At 39.9% G+C, this 16,937-nt stretch carries 15 protein-coding genes; 3 read left to right on the plus strand and 12 right to left on the minus strand.

The annotated features are described in order from the left end of the window. Window positions 1-699: a tRNA (adenosine(37)-N6)-threonylcarbamoyltransferase complex dimerization subunit type 1 TsaB gene (tsaB, locus tag DYD17_RS09750; protein ID WP_003052781.1), complete on the minus strand. Its 699-nt coding sequence runs from the start codon at window positions 697-699 to the stop codon at window positions 1-3. A gap of 285 nt (window positions 700-984) precedes the next feature. Here tsaB and DYD17_RS09755 point away from each other — a divergent pair, with 285 nt between their 5' ends. Next, window positions 985-1,215 carry a DNA-dependent RNA polymerase subunit epsilon gene (locus DYD17_RS09755; RefSeq protein ID WP_003052784.1) on the plus strand — a complete coding sequence of 77 codons (231 nt, stop codon included), beginning with the start codon at window positions 985-987 and terminating at the stop codon, window positions 1,213-1,215. Window position 1,216: 1 nt separating this feature from the next. Beyond that, the gene (rnjA, locus tag DYD17_RS09760) at window positions 1,217-2,899 is read left to right on the plus strand and encodes a ribonuclease J1 (protein WP_003052786.1); all 1,683 of its coding nucleotides are present in this window, start codon (window positions 1,217-1,219) and stop codon (window positions 2,897-2,899) included. Window positions 2,900-3,078: 179 nt separating this feature from the next. Here rnjA and DYD17_RS09765 read toward each other — a convergent pair whose 3' ends face one another. From DYD17_RS09765 to DYD17_RS09805, 9 genes are all read right to left on the minus strand, one after another. Then, the gene (locus DYD17_RS09765) at window positions 3,079-4,011 is read right to left on the minus strand and encodes an ABC transporter ATP-binding protein (RefSeq protein ID WP_115253134.1); all 933 of its coding nucleotides are present in this window, start codon (window positions 4,009-4,011) and stop codon (window positions 3,079-3,081) included. Then, a complete protein-coding gene (locus DYD17_RS09770) occupies window positions 4,004-5,056 on the minus strand; it encodes an ABC transporter ATP-binding protein (RefSeq protein ID WP_003052788.1) in 1,053 nt (350 codons plus the stop codon). The genes DYD17_RS09765 and DYD17_RS09770 overlap by 8 nt, the downstream gene beginning before the upstream one ends. An 11-nt stretch (window positions 5,057-5,067) precedes the next feature. Then, window positions 5,068-6,099, minus strand: coding sequence for an ABC transporter permease (locus DYD17_RS09775; protein ID WP_115253135.1), 1,032 nt, complete (start codon window positions 6,097-6,099; stop codon window positions 5,068-5,070). 9 nt (window positions 6,100-6,108) lie between these two features. Beyond that, window positions 6,109-7,023: an ABC transporter permease gene (locus DYD17_RS09780; RefSeq protein WP_003052794.1), complete on the minus strand. Its 915-nt coding sequence runs from the start codon at window positions 7,021-7,023 to the stop codon at window positions 6,109-6,111. A gap of 267 nt (window positions 7,024-7,290) precedes the next feature. Continuing rightward, window positions 7,291-8,946: a peptide ABC transporter substrate-binding protein gene (locus DYD17_RS09785; RefSeq protein WP_003052797.1), complete on the minus strand. Its 1,656-nt coding sequence runs from the start codon at window positions 8,944-8,946 to the stop codon at window positions 7,291-7,293. Window positions 8,947-9,178: 232 nt separating this feature from the next. Next, a complete protein-coding gene (gene glnA / locus DYD17_RS09790; RefSeq protein ID WP_003052799.1) occupies window positions 9,179-10,525 on the minus strand; it encodes a type I glutamate--ammonia ligase in 1,347 nt (448 codons plus the stop codon). Between the two features lie 37 nt (window positions 10,526-10,562). Next, window positions 10,563-10,934: a MerR family transcriptional regulator gene (locus tag DYD17_RS09795; RefSeq protein ID WP_003052801.1), complete on the minus strand. Its 372-nt coding sequence runs from the start codon at window positions 10,932-10,934 to the stop codon at window positions 10,563-10,565. Between the two features lie 76 nt (window positions 10,935-11,010). After that, on the minus strand, window positions 11,011-11,532 hold the full coding sequence (locus tag DYD17_RS09800; RefSeq protein ID WP_115253136.1) for an FUSC family protein: 522 nt from the start codon (window positions 11,530-11,532) through the stop codon (window positions 11,011-11,013). Between the two features lie 502 nt (window positions 11,533-12,034). Then, entirely contained in the window at window positions 12,035-13,231 is a 1,197-nt protein-coding gene (locus tag DYD17_RS09805) for a phosphoglycerate kinase (RefSeq protein ID WP_003052807.1), read from the minus strand. A gap of 219 nt (window positions 13,232-13,450) precedes the next feature. Here DYD17_RS09805 and DYD17_RS09810 point away from each other — a divergent pair. Then, window positions 13,451-14,799, plus strand: a protein-coding gene (locus DYD17_RS09810) for an IS3 family transposase (RefSeq protein ID WP_115252561.1) whose coding sequence is annotated in 2 segments (ribosomal slippage) — window positions 13,451-13,892 and window positions 13,892-14,799 — 1,350 coding nt in all. Because the reading frame shifts where the segments join, the coding sequence is not laid out codon by codon here. Between the two features lie 52 nt (window positions 14,800-14,851). On the opposite strand, the gene DYD17_RS09815 is transcribed toward DYD17_RS09810, so the two are convergent. Next, window positions 14,852-15,709 (minus strand): 5'-nucleotidase, lipoprotein e(P4) family, encoded by an 858-nt coding sequence (locus DYD17_RS09815; protein WP_003052813.1) that lies wholly within the window; start codon window positions 15,707-15,709, stop codon window positions 14,852-14,854. 183 nt (window positions 15,710-15,892) lie between these two features. Further along, the gene (gap, locus tag DYD17_RS09820) at window positions 15,893-16,903 is read right to left on the minus strand and encodes a type I glyceraldehyde-3-phosphate dehydrogenase (RefSeq protein WP_003052840.1); all 1,011 of its coding nucleotides are present in this window, start codon (window positions 16,901-16,903) and stop codon (window positions 15,893-15,895) included. Window positions 16,904-16,937: the final 34 nt, after the last annotated feature.

The raw sequence follows: 16,937 nt of genomic DNA on the forward strand, positions 1-16,937 counted from the left end.
TTACACCCGCTTAATGTATTGGCTGTCACCACTCGCTTGATGATCCTTCAACCAATTTTCTTCAGCCTCTACCCTCTTTAGGTATTGAGGAACAAAGGCATCTACATTTTCTGGTGCCAATCTTTGCCCCAAAAGACCGCATTCGTAGGCTGAAGGGAGGGTTGGCACGATTCTGGCTTGATGTAGTTCCTCTTGAATGCGCTCAGCAAAAGGAGCCGTTTCTCCAACAAAAGTGAGATTAGCCTCTCCTTCTAATTGAGTCAAAATAGCCTCTAAAGACGAATGACTTTCTGGCAGAACTAGTTCCCCTTGTCGGTAGTAACCCACATAAGCATTTTGGCGTCTGGCATCAACTAAGGGCACTACCAAACTGTCTGGGTATTGCTGACAGGTTTGTGCTGCCAAGGCATATAAACTCGAGACGCCAACTAAATCGATGCCTAAGCTGTAAGCTAGCATCTTGGCCGTCGCAACTGCTACTCGCAACCCTGTATAAGATCCAGGTCCTTGCGCCACCACAATCCTGTCCAAATCCTTGGGTTTGAGATCTACAGAAGCCATCAAAAAATCAATAGCCGGCATAAGGCTAATGCTATGATTTTTCTTGATATTAAGTGTCATGTCCGCCAAAAGCTGTTCATTCTCTAGGATGGCAAGGGAGAGGGTTATATTTGAGGTATCAAATGCAAGTATCTTCATGTTTTGTCTTTCTAGTGCAATTTCTAGTTTCAATTATAACACAAATGAAGGGATAACATCAAAAAGGCTCTCCTAATAAGTGCTAGAGGGACTAATAAATTTGTCGAAACTTTTTACTAAAGGGTGACTTTATGGTATAATTCTAGTAATTGCACAGAATCAGGAATTAATCTACTACACAATAATGACATCATACTAAAACCGTCAAAACGATACATTCCTAGCGTTTTGACCTATTTGTTATTGTTTGGATAATTGATTCACAACGAAAGGACTATTGACTAAATGATTTATAAAATTTTCTATCAAGAAACAAAAGACCAAAGCCCACGTCGCGAGAATACCAAGGCCCTATACCTTGATATTGACGCTACTGACGAACTTGAGGGCCGTATTAAAGCACGTAAACTCGTTGAAGAACACACTGGCTACAACGTTGAGTTTATCGAGTTACTTTCTGACAAACACCTCGATTACGAAAAAGAGACTGGTGTTTTTGAATTAACGGAGTTCTAAGATGACAAATATCAGTTTAAAACCTAATGAAGTTGGGGTTTTTGCCATCGGTGGTCTCGGGGAAATCGGAAAAAACACTTACGGGATTGAATACCAAGACGAAATCATCATCGTTGATGCTGGTATTAAATTTCCAGAAGACGACTTATTGGGAATTGACTACGTTATTCCAGACTATTCTTATATTGTTGATAATTTGGATCGGGTTAAGGCCCTTGTCATCACACACGGTCACGAGGACCATATCGGTGGCATTCCTTTCCTCCTCAAACAGGCTAATATCCCTATCTATGCAGGACCTTTAACCCTCGCCCTCATCCGTGGGAAATTGGAAGAACACGGTCTCTGGCGTGATGCTACGGTTCACGAAATCAATCATAACACTGAACTAACCTTCAAAAACATGAGTGTAACCTTCTTTAGGACGACTCACTCCATCCCAGAACCCCTTGGTATTGTGATTCATACCCCACAAGGAAAAATCATCTGTACAGGGGACTTTAAGTTTGACTTTACCCCAGTAGGAGACCCAGCTGACTTGCACCGCATGGCTGCCCTTGGTGAAGAGGGCGTTCTTTGCCTACTCTCTGATTCAACCAATGCGGAGGTCCCAACCTTTACCAATTCTGAAAAAGTCGTTGGTCAATCCATCTTGAAGATTATCGAAGGCATTCATGGACGCATTATCTTTGCTTCCTTCGCTTCAAACATCTACCGTTTGCAACAGGCTGCTGAAGCTGCTGTCAAAACTGGACGTAAAATTGCTGTCTTTGGACGATCAATGGAAAAAGCGATTGTTAACGGGATTGAACTTGGCTACATCAAGGTTCCAAGAGGCACCTTTATTGAAGCAAATGAACTTAAAAACTACCATGCTAATGAAGTATTGATTATGTGTACAGGTAGTCAGGGAGAGTCAATGGCTGCGCTTGCTCGTATTGCCAACGGGACGCATCGCCAAGTTAGCTTACAACCAGGCGACACGGTTATTTTCTCATCTAGCCCAATTCCAGGAAACACCACAAGTGTCAACAAACTGATCAATACCATCCAAGAAGCCGGCGTTGAAGTTATCCACGGAAAAGTGAATAATATCCACACGTCAGGGCACGGTGGCCAGCAAGAGCAAAAACTCATGCTGCGCTTGATTAAACCAAAATATTTCATGCCTGTTCATGGGGAATACCGTATGCAAAAAGTCCACGCAGGACTCGCTATGGATACCGGTATCCCAAAGGAAAATATCTTTATCATGGAAAACGGCGACGTCCTTGCCTTGACAAGTGATAGTGCTCGTATTGCAGGTCATTTCAACGCACAAGACATTTACGTTGACGGAAATGGTATTGGTGATATTGGTACAGCTGTCTTGAGAGACCGTCGTGATTTATCAGAAGATGGTGTTGTTTTAGCTGTTGCTACTGTTGATTTTGAGACTCAAATGATTCTAGCTGGACCAGATATTCTAAGCCGTGGCTTCATTTACATGCGTGAGTCAGGCGACTTGATTCGCGAAAGCCAACGGGTGTTATTCAATGCCATCCGTATTGCCTTGAAAAACAAGGATGCCAGCATCCAATCAGTCAACGGGGCCATTGTCAACGCCCTTCGTCCGTTCCTATATGAAAAAACCGAACGTGAACCTATAATTATTCCGATGGTATTGACACCGGACAAAGACTAATATCTTAACACGAGTTTAACCACTCGTGTTTTTTGTTGTCCTCTCATCAAGCGATACACGGTCCTAACTTATTCAATGAAATCGAAATATTTTTCCCATCAAAAAAAGGATTAACGACAAAACCAAATGCAAGGTTTTTAGTAATCCTTTTTCTAATGTATTAATTATTCTGTGACTGCTTAACGATACTCCCGTCGATATTGACCTGCTTCTTCTTGGGTAGCTAAGACAAAATGGCCTGGAGTAATCTCATGCATCTGACGTTCTTGGCCGTCCAATTCTTGACTTGGATCATACACATCAGCCACCCGCTGACGTTCTTTGTCTGGATCTGGCTCAGGAATAGCTGAGAGTAGGCTCTTGGTATAAGGATGAATAGGATGATTATAGACATCATCTGAGGTCCCAATCTCCAACATTTTACCCCAGTGCATGACTCCGATACGGTCAGAAATGTATTTGACCATTGACAAGTCATGGGCAATAAAAAGATAGGTCAATCCACGTTTGTACTGAAGCTTTTGCATCAAGTTAACCACCTGGGCCTGAATCGACACATCAAGAGCTGAGATAGGTTCATCAGCAATGATAAATTTAGGTTTCACCGCCAAAGCACGGGCAATCCCAATCCGTTGACGTTGACCACCAGAAAATTCATGGGGGTAACGTGTCAAATGATCCTTATTCAACCCAACCAAATCAAGGAGTTCTTGCACGCGTTCTTCTCGTTCTGCTTTTGAAGCTGTTAGTCCATGAATATCTAGCCCTTCTGCCACAATATCTCTGATTTTCATACGGCCGTTAAGACTAGCCTGAGGATCTTGGAAAATCATCTGAGCATCCTTACGAAAGGTCCGCAAGTCTTTCCCTTTCAAATGAGAAACAGTTTCACCATTAAAAATAATTTCCCCTTCATTAATATCATAAAGCTTTAAAATGGCACGACCAACAGTTGTTTTTCCTGATCCAGATTCCCCAACCAGTCCAAACACTTCCCCTTCATAAATATCAAAGCTCACATTATCAATGGCTTTGACTTCGTTTTTCTTTCCCTTATTGAAAGTTAAGGAGACATTTTTTAACTCTACTAATTTCTTTCGATTATCATTCATTTAGCTTGCCTCCTTCTCGTTTTTGCCATTTTGCCCATCGTTTTTGAATTTGAACTGGCGGAGTGACTTTGGGCGCTCGCTCATCTAATAACCAAGTTGCCGCATAATGGGTGTCGCTGACCTTAAACATCGGCGGAGCCTCCACATGATCAATATCCAAGGCAAATTCATTGCGGGCTGCAAAAGCATCTCCCTTAGGAGGATTAAGCAAGTCAGGCGGCGTTCCTGGAATAGATTCTAAACTCCCTGAGGCGGTATCTGTAGTTGGCATAGAATTAAGCAAGCCCCATGTATAAGGGTGTTGTGGGTTATAAAAGACTTCATCCACCGTTCCATACTCAACAATTTTTCCAGCATACATTACCGCGACACGATCAGCCATACCAGCCACAACTCCAAGGTCATGGGTAATGAAAATAATAGACGATTTCGTCTGTTGTTGGATTTCTTTCATTAATTTCAAGATTTGTGCCTGAATGGTAACATCAAGCGCTGTGGTCGGTTCATCAGCAATCAGGATTTCTGGATTAGCTGCAAGAGCGATAGCAATCACAGCACGCTGACGCATCCCACCTGACCACTGATGTGGATAATCATTAATATGCTCTTCAGCATTTGGAATACCTACTTGATGCATCAATTCAAGGGCGCGACTCAAGGCTTCTTGCTTACTAATATTCTCATGAATCAAAATAGCTTCAGCAATTTGCATTCCGATTTTCATCGTTGGATCGAGACTGGTCATTGGGTCTTGGAAAATCATGGCAATTTCTTTACCACGCACCTTAACCCATTCTTCTTCCTTAAGGGTATTGAGCTTTTTTCCTTTAAAATCAATTTCCCCAGAAAGGTTAGCATTTTTAGCATTTAAGCCCATCAAGGTCCTAGTGGTCACTGATTTTCCTGATCCAGATTCCCCAACAATCGCAAGCGTTTCTCCTTTTTTGAGGTCAAAACTAATATCTCGAATAGCTTTCACATCCCCTGCATAGGTTTTGAAATCAACGTGGAGGTTTTTAACACTTAAAATGGTTTCGTTTGTCATTTGTTCTCCTCCTATTCGTTACTTGATTTTGGATCAAAGGCATCGCGTAGCCCATCTCCTAAAAGAATAAATGCCAAGGAAATAAAAACTAAAGCAAGAGCTGGAAGCAAGACCTGATAAGGGTAATATTGCAAATTTTCCTGAGCATCTGTAATCAAAGAGCCAAGTGAAGCAGTTGGTGGTTTGACACCGAGGTTGATGGCAGACAAGACTGATTCATACATAATGGCACTTGGTACTGTCATCATGATTTGCACAATGATAATCCCTGAAATATTTGGCAAGACATGTTTAAAGGCAATTTTGACATTGTTTTCGCCTAATGCCCGAGAGGCTAACACAAAGTCGCGTTCACGGTAAGATAAGGTCAAATTACGCACCTGCCTAGCCATAGAAGTCCAACCCACAATCGCAATCGAAATAATAATTGAAGTTACTCCATTTCCAAGCAAGAGTCCCAACATGGTTACAATAACTAAGTTAGGGATAGAGGAAATAATCTCAATAATCCGTTGCATGACCGTATCCACCTTACCCCCAGTAAATCCAGAGACTAACCCGTAAGTGACCCCGATAATAAGGTCAATTAAGGTTGCGACGATAGCAATCAAAAGCGAAATCCGAATCCCTACCGTAATGCGTTTGCCAAGACTACGTCCCAGATTATCCGTTCCTAATAGAAATGCTTCCCCTTCTGGGACACCTTGGTCAGCATAAGCATCATTAGCCTCCGTATTTCCAGCATAGGTAATGGTTCCGTTCCAAAATGGCAAGCTACTGCTCAATTTAGGAGGTAAATTACGGTAAACGCTAACTTCCTTACTGTTAAAACTATTGGCATCTTGCCTAGAAACCACTGCATTTGACCCTACTGAAAAGACCAGTAGCACAGCCAAAAATAGCATGGCAACAACCGCTAATTTATTATGTTTTAGACGACGCCAAGCATCCTGCAGAAAAGACAGTGCTGGCTTTTGAATTTTTTCTTGTGAATCAGAGCTTCCTGCCCCCACAAGTTGAAATGACTTTCTTTCTTCTACCATAACACTCTCCTATCCCAACCGCACACGTGGGTCTGCTATACTAATGATAATATCAGTTATCAAAATAGCTACCATCAACATGAGGGCGTACACAATCGTTGTTCCCATAATCACAGGATAATCTTTTGTTGGAATGGACGATACAAATTGTTGCCCAATACCTGGAATGGAAAAAATTTGTTCAATTAAGGCCGATCCCGTTAAAATATTAGCAGCCATAGGCCCTACCAAGGTCAATACAGGAATCATAGAATTCCGATAGGCGTGTTTTCGAGTCACTTGACGTTTGGTTAATCCCTTGGCACGCGCTAATTGAATATAGTCAGAGTTCAAGGTTTCAATCATTTCACTACGGAAAAAGCGAGTGACTTGAGCAAATACAGGAATAGCTAACGCTAACGTTGGCAAGATCGTTTGCCCAAAGGTTCCCCAGCCAGAAAGTGGTAATAAAGCCCATTTGAAACCAAAGTAGTCCAACAGCAACAAACCAATAATAAAGGCTGGCACCGAAATACCAAGAGTAGAAATCACGCTTAGAATGGCGTCAATCTTATTATTTTTATTACGTGCTGAAACCGCTCCGACAAACAACCCAGAGCTAATCCCTACCACAAGAGCTTGAATACCCAAATGAACGGAAACACCTAGCCGTTGCGAAATCAATCTAGTGACTGATTGGTTAATAGATTGGTAGCTGGTACCAAAATCACCATGTAAAATATCAAATAGGTACTTCAAGTATTGTTGCCACAAGGGTTTATCCAAGCCATATTGCTTATTCATCATGGCAATCATTTCATCAGTTAATTTAGGGTTATTGTATGGTGTCCCTGGCATCACCTGCATCAAAAAGAAAGATAAGGTCACCACAACCCACAGTGTTGCTAGCAAAATAGCCACACGTTTTAAGAGATATTTTGTCATATTTTTCCTCTAACAAAAGCAAGAACTGACCGAGGCCAATTCTTGCAATATTTCGTTACCATAGACCATTACAATGAAGTGAGATAGCGTAAGCTTCTAAGAAACCTACTAATCCCATATCGTCTCGTTAGCTTGATTGTCATCATGTCTTAGCTACTTTTCTTAGTAAGTAGTACAAGAGATGCCATTACGTCATCCTAAGCGCCAACTAAACAATGGTATGATACTATCTGAGCTCATTCTTAGTCTCTTGCAGTGTTTTCTGTCTTATTTTTTATAAGCGTATGTAAAGTCAACGTTTAATCCAGTTGAATTACGGATAAGTCCTTTGATGCTTGGGTTTTGCAAACCTTTACCACTACGGAAATAAAGTGGGTTGTAAAGGGCATTGTCATAAAGCGCTTTTTCTGCTGCCTTGTAGTCATCTGCTGCTTTGTCTGTATCAAGAGCATCTGTTGTTAAGGCTTTTTCATAAGCTGAATCGTAATCTGAATTAGTGAACTTACCATAGTTGTAAGCAGAACCTGATTTAAATAAACCGTAGAAGGTTGATCCTTCTGGGTAGTCACCTCCCCAAAGGGCTACAGCTACTTCAAAGTTTTGGTTTTTGGTGTCTTCCAAACGTTGTTTAAATGGTACAAATTTTTCTTCGACGGTTAAACCAGGAAGGGCCTTCTCCCAAGTTTCTTTGATATAATCAACAGAAGCTTTGGCAACTGGGGTATCCGCATCAGCAGTGATGGTTACTTTAAGAGAATCTTTTCCAAGCTCAGCCAAACCTTCTTTGAAGAGCTTACCAGCTTCTTTTTCATCATATTTGTAACCTGGTGCGACATGTTTTGCCAAGTCTGTTCCATCGGTTAACTTCGCTAAACCAGTTGGTGCAATGCCAGTTGCTGGTTTTGAACCCGTATCAACAGCAGCGGAAACAATACCTTCACGATCAGTTGCTAAATTCAAGGCTTGGCGAATCTTAAGATTGCTGAGGGCTTCAACAGACCCTGTTTGATTGTAAACCATGTAAGCTGTGGTTGCTTCTAACACTGGGACAACATCTTTATTCTTTTTATTGGCGTTATAGATAGCAGATGTTCCTGAAATGTTAGCAAAATCAAGTTTACCTTGTTTGTACATTTGAACGGCTGTGTCTGGTTTTTTAACGGTTTGAACTTTGACCGTTTTAGTCTTAACGTTCTTAGCATCCCAGTAGTTTTTGTTTTTCACTAACTTAAAGGTGCCACTTGTACCGTTCCAATCCTTGACCGTATATGGTCCAGAGTAAAGTTGTTTTTCTGATGTAGTACCGTAGTCTTTACCCGCTTCTTTAACAAAGGATTCTTTTTGAGGAACAAAGTTAGAAAAGGATAGCAAACTCTTGAATTGTGGAGCTGGTTCTGTCAAGGTAAAGATAACTTTATTGCCATCAGCCTTAACGCCTAAACTATCCAAATCGGTATTCTTACCAGTATTGATATCTTCAGCATTTTTTAAGTGAGATTCTGTTGCCAGATAAGCATATTCAGATGCTGTGGCAGGGTCTACCATACGTTTCCAGGTATAAACAAAATCTTCTGCAGTCAAATCACTACCATCAGACCATTTCAACCCATCACGCAAGGTTGCTGTATAGGTTAAACCATCTTCTGAAACATCCACTTTTTCAGCTAGATCCGGTTGAAGCTTCCCTTTGGCATCCACACGAAGAAGATTACTACCAGAGTTACCAATGGCTAAACTTGAATACGTGTCTGTGTTTTTGGAAATATCAAGAGTGATGATTTCGGTAGGCGTGTACCAACTGATTTCATCCTTATTATCGGTAGAAGCCGCTTTATTTCCACATGCCATTAAAATCGTAGCTGACGCAAGTGTTAATGTTCCCAGTCCAATCCGTTTCCATGGATATGATTGTAATCCTTTCATCTCTAAACCTCCTAGAAAAACTGTTGTTAAAAATTATTAAGTTAAATTATATCACAATTCTGAAAAAAGGGAACACATTTATCTGAAAATTTTTGAATTTATTTTTATAATGGATTTGTACTTATATAAGCTTATATGACAGGATTTGTTAGTTTTTAAAAGAATAAATAAACATCTGATTTGAATAATAATATAAAAATCCCACTCAACCACTGAGCGGGATTCTATTTTTCTAATAATTGTGAAGGTAGTTATCAATTTCCCATTGAGACACGAAGGTAGCATAGGAAGCCCATTCAATACGTTTTGCTTCCAAGAAATTAGTGTAAATATGATCACCAAGTGCCTCTTGAACCACTTCGTCTTTTTGCAAGGCCTTCAAAGCGTTATGAAGCGTTGATGGTAAGTCAACAATACCTGCTGCATTGCGTTCTTCGACTGTCATGGTGTAAATGTTAGCTTCCACTGGCTCTGGTGCTTCAATTTTATTAATAATACCATCTAGTCCAGCTTCAAGCAAGACTGCAAGAGCTAAGTAAGGGTTTGCCGTTGGATCCACGGAACGTAACTCTAAACGAGTCCCCATGCCACGCGATGCTGGAACCCGAATCAATGGCGAACGATTGCTTCCTGCCCAAGCCACGTACACAGGCGCTTCATAGCCTGGAACCAAACGCTTATAAGAGTTAACCGTTGGGTTGGTGATGGCAGTATAATTGTAAGCATGTTTCATCAAACCGCCTAAGAAATAGTAAGCATCTTCTGATAACTTCATGCCACGCTTATCTTTTTCATCATAAAAGGCGTTGTTGCCTTGCTTGTCAAACAAGGACATGTTACAGTGCATTCCTGATCCAGCAATCCCAAATTTAGGTTTAGCCATGAAGGTGGCATAGAGTCCATGCTCACGCGCAATTGTTTTAACCACAAGTTTAAAAATTTGGATATTGTCACAAGCTTTTAGGACATCAGCGTATTTAAAATCAATTTCATGTTGCCCAACCGCTACTTCATGGTGACTAGCTTCTACTTCAAAGCCCATTTTCGTCAAGACATTGACAATTTCACGGCGCGTATTATCTGCCAAGTCAATAGGAGCCAAATCAAAATAGCCACCATTATCGTTAACTTCAAGAGTTGGGTTCCCCTTGTCATCCATTTTAAAGAGGAAAAATTCTGGTTCTGGCCCAAGGTTGAAGGATTGATAACCAACCTCGTCCATATGTTTCAAGGCTTTTTTCAAATTGCCACGTGGGTCTCCTGCGAAAGGTTTTCCTTCAGCAGTATAAATGTCACAAATCAACCCTGCGACTGCCCCATTCTCATCTCCCCAAGGGAAAACAATCCAAGTATCTAGGTCAGGGTAAAGGTACATATCAGACTCATTGATACGCACAAATCCTTCAATAGATGAACCATCAAACATGGCTTTATTCGATAACACTTTTTCTAATTGCTCTTCAGTTGCAGGAATTTCGACATTTTTCATAATTCCCATGATATCAGTGAACATCAAGCGAAGGAAAGTTACATTTTTCTCTTTGACTTCGCGACGAATGTCAGCTGCTGTGATTGCCATTGAATAGGTCTCCTTTATATTTCATCCGAGTCGTATCTTAGATACGAAAATTACCAATATGTTGTGAAGGGGTGGAAAAACCACTTTGAGTTAGCAATTCATCATGTAAGATCCGTCTAACATCTGCATCCGTCAAAGCTTTTTGTTTTTGCAACAGTTTATCTTGACGCTCAGTATATTCACGCTTAATCGCTGCAATATTGAGTCCTTCAGCTAAAAAGTCCTTAATCTCCAACAAACGATCCATATCATTTAAAGAAAACATGCGACGGTTGCCTTCCGTTCGCTCAGGTTTGATCAATTCTTGATCCTCATAATAGCGAATCTGTCTAGCAGAGAGGTCCGTCAATTTCATGACAGTACCGATAGGGAAAACAGCCATTGATCGTCTAAGTTCTTTTTCTTTCATGACAAACTCCTTTCACACCCCCTATTATAGGCTGAAAAAAATAGGTTGTCAAGCTTATATGTCATATTATCTAACATCATTTTACAGATTTTTTCTTGAACCACCTATTTTTAATCAGTTCCACGTCAGCATTGACCAAAATAGCCACAAAAACCCCACAGAAAGTTTCAAAGACACGCGAAATCACATAAATGAATGTTTGACCTGTTGGAATCGACAAGGTAATAATCAAAAGAGCAGCTACAGCACCAATAATCCCTGATTTATTATTGAAAGCGACGTTAAACATAATGGTCAACATCGTTAAAATTGGGACCAAAATGAGTGTCACCAAAATATGTTGCTGAAAAAGGGCATTGAAAAAATAAAAGACCAAAGCTAACAGGCCGCCAATACTATTGCCTAGTATCCTTGAAAAACCAAACGATACAGTTCTATCCAAATCTTCTCTCAAACTAAACACAGCCGTCAAGCCACCAATCTGCAACCCTTCCCAATCAAAGAGAATAAAGAGCAACAGAACAAAAAAGACCGACAAGCCTGTCTTAAATGTCCTCATGCCAATTCTAAATTTTTGAGGGTCAAATCTGTATTTCATCTTACCCGCTTTCCTTACCTTACTTTCTTTTTTTAGACACAGTTTATTCTAACATGATTACCTGACAAAGAAAACTAATTTTATATTTCCACTAAAAGAAGACGTTTTCCTTTCCAGAAAATGACATGTCACCTTTTCTTCCTCCCACACAAATAATACTTGCTCCTATAAAAACAACCTCTATATTACTTACTACCCGACGAGCTACTTAATCACATAAAAAGATGATGGTTAGCTCCCTTTACGATTTCTTGCCGGTAACCTCAAATATTCCAGAAGCAAGTCAGTCGGAGTTATCATTCTTATACAGTAGCTAAGACCAGCAAAAACGTGACTTTAGTCAGGCTAATTCCCCTTACCGATTTTAAATTCTAGGAATACTACTTCATGCACTAAAAAAGAGTTGGGTGCCCAACTCTTTTCATTCTTAAATGACAGAAGCTTCGCTTCTTCTATCTCTAGCCTCAGACTGTCTTTCAGATAGCCTGAACTGATTTGTTGTTTATTTTTCAGTAAGTGCTGCTAATCCAGGTAAAACTTTACCTTCTAGAAGTTCCATAGATGCTCCACCACCAGTAGAGATCCATGAGAATTTGTCAGCACGGCCAAGGTTGATTGCTGCAGCAGCTGAGTCACCACCACCGATGATTGATTTAACGCCTGGTTGTTTCACAATAGCGTCCATCACACCGATTGTACCAGCTTGAAAGTCAGGGTTTTCAAAGACACCCATTGGACCATTCCAAACAACCGTTTTCGCACCAGTCAAGGCTTCGTCAAATTTAGCAATTGATTTAGGACCGATGTCAAGACCAAGGAAGCCTTCTGAAACTGCTTCACCTTCTGTATCACGAACAACATCGTAACCAGCAAAGGCATTTGCTTCTTTTGAGTCAACTGGCAAGATCAATTTACCATTTGATTTTTCAAGCAATTCTTTAGCCACATCAAGTTTATCTTCTTCCACAAGTGAGTTACCGATTTCGATACCTTGCGCTTTGTAGAAGGTATAAGTCATACCACCACCGATAAGGACTTTGTCAGCTTTTTCAAGAAGGTTTTCGATAACACCGATTTTATCAGATACTTTTGAACCACCAAGGATAGCTACAAAAGGACGTTCTGGTGTTTCAACAGCCTCTTGGATATAAGCAATTTCGTTTTCAAGAAGGAAACCAGCAACAGCTTTTTCCACGTTTGCTGAGATACCAACGTTTGATGCGTGGGCACGGTGAGCAGTACCAAAAGCGTCGTTTACGAAGATACCGTCACCAAGTGAAGCCCAGTATTTACCAAGTTCAGGATCGTTTTTAGATTCTTTTTTGCCATCAACATCTTCAAAACGAGTGTTTTCAACAAGAAGAACTTGTCCATCTTCCAAAGCATCAATAGCTGCTTCTAATTCAGCACCACGTGTAGCACCAGGGAAAATAACGTCTTGTCCAAGTTTAGCAGCCAAATCAGCAGCCACTGGAGCAAGTGATTTACCAGCTTTATCCGATTCTTCTTTCACACGGCCAAGGTGAGAGAAAAGAATAGCACGTCCACCTTGTTCAATGATGTATTTGATAGTTGGAAGTGCCGCAGAAATACGGTTGTCGTTAGTGATCACGCCATCTTTCAAAGGTACGTTAAAGTCAACACGAACAAGGACTTTTTTACCTTTCAAATCAACGTCTTTAACTGTTAATTTAGCCATTTGAATAGACTCCTTAATATTTTTTGTACTCTTCTATTATACCACAATTCTCTTGATAAAGTTAAAATATGAAAACAATAAAATAATAATTTCACAAAATAGAAAATCCTTTCCAAAGAAAGGATTGATTTTCAGAAAATAGCTATAGTAAAAAAGGAGAGCCGACTGAACTGCACCCCAAAAGTTAGACAACAAATCTAACTTTTGGGGTGTTTTTCTATGAAATTAAGTTATGAAGATAAAATTGAAATCTATCGCTTACGACAATCTGGTTGGACATGGCCTAAAATCAGTCAAACATTTAATATGAGTAAGTATAACCTTCAATACATGGTCCGCCTTATTGATATACACGGATTGGAAAGTGTTTGTAAAAGGAAAAATAGGTATTATTCTCCTGAACTAAAGCAGGAAATCATAAACGAAGTTCTGATGAAAGGTAGGTCTCAGCTAGAGGTTTCTCTAGATTATGGATTACCAAACAAGGGAATGCTTCCTAATTGGATAGCGCAATACAAGAAAAACGGGTATACTATTCTTGAGAAATCAAGAGGGAGACCTGTAAAGATGGGACGCAAACCAAAGAGAAAACTTGAAGAAATGACTGAATTAGAGCGTCTTCAATATGATAATGAGTACCTTAGAGCGGAGAATGCCGTACTAAAAAAGTTGAGAGAACTCCGATTGAGGGTCGAAGCAAGGCTCAAAGAGCAACAGAAATCATTCAAGGACTAATCAATGTATTTGATTTAAGAATCCTACTTAATATTTTGAAGCTGTCTCGATCAACCTACTATTATCAGGTTAAACGTCTAACTCAGGGAGATAACAACAAAGAATTAAAAGAAGCTATTCAAGATATTTATTCTGAGAACAAAGGGAGATATGGTTACCGTAGAATTCACCTCGAACTTAAAAATCGAGGCTATAAAGTTAATCATAAGAAAGTTCAACGTTTGATGACAGAACTTGGTTTGAAAGCTAGAATCCGTGCGAAACGTCGCTATAACTCTTATAAAGGTGAGGTTGGCAAGAAAGCTGATAATCTCATTAAGCGTCAATTTAAAGCTACCCAACCACTTAAGAAGTGTTATACCGATGTCACAGAGTTTTCAATTCCTGCTAGTGATCAAAAATTGTATCTATCACCAGTTCTTGATGGCTTTAACAGTGAGATTATTGCATATCATTTATCTACCTCGCCAAACTTACAACAACTTAAAACGATGCTTTCCGAGGCTTTTCCTGAACAAACTTACCAGGGCACTATTTTACATAGTGACCAAGGATGGCAATATCAACACACTTACTACCATCATTTTCTTGAGGTGCATGGAATGAGACCGTCCATGTCGCGTAAAGGAAATAGCTTAGATAACGGCATGATGGAATCTTTTTTTGGAACATTGAAGACAGAAATGTTTTATGGGTTTGAGAAGGAATTTACTTCCCTCGAAACATTAAAAACAGCTATTTCAGAATATATCAACTACTACAACACTAAACGAATCAAACTTACATTAAAAGGACTAAGTCCTGTGCAATACAGAACTCAATCCTTAACTTAAAATATAATGTCCAACTTTTGGGGGTCACTTCAGACTCTCTCCTTTATCTGACTTACTTTTCGAAACTTTCCAGAGCCTTACGACGCTCTTTTAATTGTTGAGAAGCATCAAGTTTTTCACCTTTATAAACCGCACTTTCCCATGATCCATACATTGGATTAGGGAAAATAATAAATTGACGCCCAAACTCTTCTTGTAATTCTGATAATAATGCTGTTCTATCTTCTTCAGATTTTTTGGAGAAATCAGCAAAATCAACAAGATTATCACCAAATAACATAATCAAGTTAGTGGTCTCTTTCACTTTTTGCCGGCGAGCTTCTTTTGATTTAACGCCTTCTTCTAAGAATAAGAGGTGGTCACGACCTTGAACTGGAATGCCCTCTTTTTGGAGATTTTCCATAGTAGCATCGACTTGGCTCGCTGCACGGTCTGAGATGTAATAAATTTGAACCCCATTTTGATCTGCAAATTGCAAAAATTCTTTAGCGCCTGCGACAGGTTTAGCTTCTTTCTTTTGTACCCAAACATCCCAACTTTCCGGTGTGAAGCTTGTTCCCTCTAAGATATTCTTAGCTTGGTAGGGACTATTGTCAAGGACTGTTTCATCAATGTCTAACACAATAGAATAGGGCTTGTCCGTTGCCTGTCCCAATTGATTTTTCAAACGATCAGTCGCTAGTTGATAACCTTGTAAATATAGCGCTTTAGCTTCTGCAGCTCGCTGATACCACAATACAGACATGGTATTTTCATTAGATCGTAACTGCTCATCACTATAAGTAACCTTAGTCTGCTTAACAGTTTCCTTACTATTAACATTGGCTTTATGGTCAACCTGGGCACAGCCTGTCACTAAAAAAAGGGACAGGGAAAGAGATACGACACTAGCAACTTGTTTTGTTTTCATTGAAAAACTCCTTTTTTCTCGTTAAAAAAATTTTAACCTTATTTAATTTAAAAGTCAAGTGATATTAAATATAAAACAAAACCATTATTCTATTGAAATAAAGAGCATACTTATCTGATATAGTCTCCAATTTACATCAAAAAAGAACCTAGCAAAAGCTAGGTTCTAAGCATTAATAACTAATTATTTAGCGATTTTTGCAAAATACTCAAGTGTACGAACAAGTTGAGCAGTGTAAGACATTTCATTGTCATACCATGATACAACTTTAACCAATTGTGATCCGTCAACTTCCATAACTTTAGTTTGAGTTGCGTCAAACAATGAACCGTATGACACGCCTACGATATCTGAAGAAACAATTGGATCTTCAGTGTAACCGAAACTGTCGTTTGAAGCAGCTTTCATAGCAGCGTTGATTTCGTCAACAGAAACGTTTTTATCAAGAGTTACAACCAACTCAGTTACTGATCCAGTTGGAACAGGAACACGTTGTGCAGCACCATCAAGTTTACCATTCAATTCTGGGATAACAAGACCGATAGCTTTAGCAGCACCAGTTGAGTTAGGAACAATGTTTGCAGCACCAGCACGAGCACGACGAAGGTCACCACCACGGTGTGGTCCGTCAAGGATCATTTGGTCACCAGTATAAGCGTGGATTGTAGTCATAAGACCTTTTTGGATACCAAATGCATCGTGAAGAGCTTTAGCCATAGGAGCTAAACAGTTTGTAGTACATGAAGCACCTGAGATAACTGTTTCAGTACCGTCAAGAATGTCGTGGTTAGTGTTGAAAACAACTGTTTTAACGTCGTTTCCACCAGGAGCTGTGATAACAACTTTTTTAGCACCGTTAGCATGTAAGTGTTTTTCAGCAGCTTCTTTTTTAGCAAAGAAACCAGTTGCTTCCAGAACGATTTCAACACCGTCAGTTGCCCAGTCGATGTTTTCTGGATCACGTTCAGCAGAAACTTTGATGAAGTTTCCGTTTACTTCAAATCCACCTTCTTTAACTTCAACAGTTCCGTCAAAACGTCCTTGAGTTGTATCGTATTTCAACAAGTGTGCAAGCATGTTTGGATCTGTAAGGTCGTTGATACGAGTTACTTCAACACCTTCAACATTTTGAATACGACGGAATGCAAGACGTCCGATACGACCGAAACCGTTAATACCAACTTTAACTACCATTAGTGATTTCCTCCTTATGAAAATCAAAAGAATA

The organism is Streptococcus dysgalactiae subsp. dysgalactiae (genome assembly GCF_900459225.1).
In the GTDB taxonomy this organism is placed as follows: domain Bacteria; phylum Bacillota; class Bacilli; order Lactobacillales; family Streptococcaceae; genus Streptococcus; species Streptococcus dysgalactiae.

Bases quoted from the DNA above. Each gene is read 5' to 3' on its own strand.
- DYD17_RS09800 (WP_115253136.1), bottom strand. From the start codon at position 11,532: ATGAAATACAGATTTGACCCTCAAAAATTTAGAATTGGCATGAGGACA.
- DYD17_RS09780 (WP_003052794.1), bottom strand. From the start codon at position 7,023: ATGACAAAATATCTCTTAAAACGTGTGGCTATTTTGCTAGCAACACTG.
- DYD17_RS09805 (WP_003052807.1), bottom strand. From the start codon at position 13,231: ATGGCTAAATTAACAGTTAAAGACGTTGATTTGAAAGGTAAAAAAGTC.
- rnjA (WP_003052786.1), top strand. From the start codon at position 1,217: ATGACAAATATCAGTTTAAAACCTAATGAAGTTGGGGTTTTTGCCATC.
- DYD17_RS09770 (WP_003052788.1), bottom strand. From the start codon at position 5,056: ATGACAAACGAAACCATTTTAAGTGTTAAAAACCTCCACGTTGATTTC.
- DYD17_RS09755 (WP_003052784.1), top strand. From the start codon at position 985: ATGATTTATAAAATTTTCTATCAAGAAACAAAAGACCAAAGCCCACGT.
- DYD17_RS09765 (WP_115253134.1), bottom strand. From the start codon at position 4,011: ATGAATGATAATCGAAAGAAATTAGTAGAGTTAAAAAATGTCTCCTTA.
- DYD17_RS09795 (WP_003052801.1), bottom strand. From the start codon at position 10,934: ATGAAAGAAAAAGAACTTAGACGATCAATGGCTGTTTTCCCTATCGGT.
- glnA (WP_003052799.1), bottom strand. From the start codon at position 10,525: ATGGCAATCACAGCAGCTGACATTCGTCGCGAAGTCAAAGAGAAAAAT.
- DYD17_RS09815 (WP_003052813.1), bottom strand. From the start codon at position 15,709: ATGAAAACAAAACAAGTTGCTAGTGTCGTATCTCTTTCCCTGTCCCTT.
- DYD17_RS09785 (WP_003052797.1), bottom strand. From the start codon at position 8,946: ATGAAAGGATTACAATCATATCCATGGAAACGGATTGGACTGGGAACA.
- DYD17_RS09775 (WP_115253135.1), bottom strand. From the start codon at position 6,099: ATGGTAGAAGAAAGAAAGTCATTTCAACTTGTGGGGGCAGGAAGCTCT.
- gap (WP_003052840.1), bottom strand. From the start codon at position 16,903: ATGGTAGTTAAAGTTGGTATTAACGGTTTCGGTCGTATCGGACGTCTT.
- tsaB (WP_003052781.1), bottom strand. From the start codon at position 699: ATGAAGATACTTGCATTTGATACCTCAAATATAACCCTCTCCCTTGCC.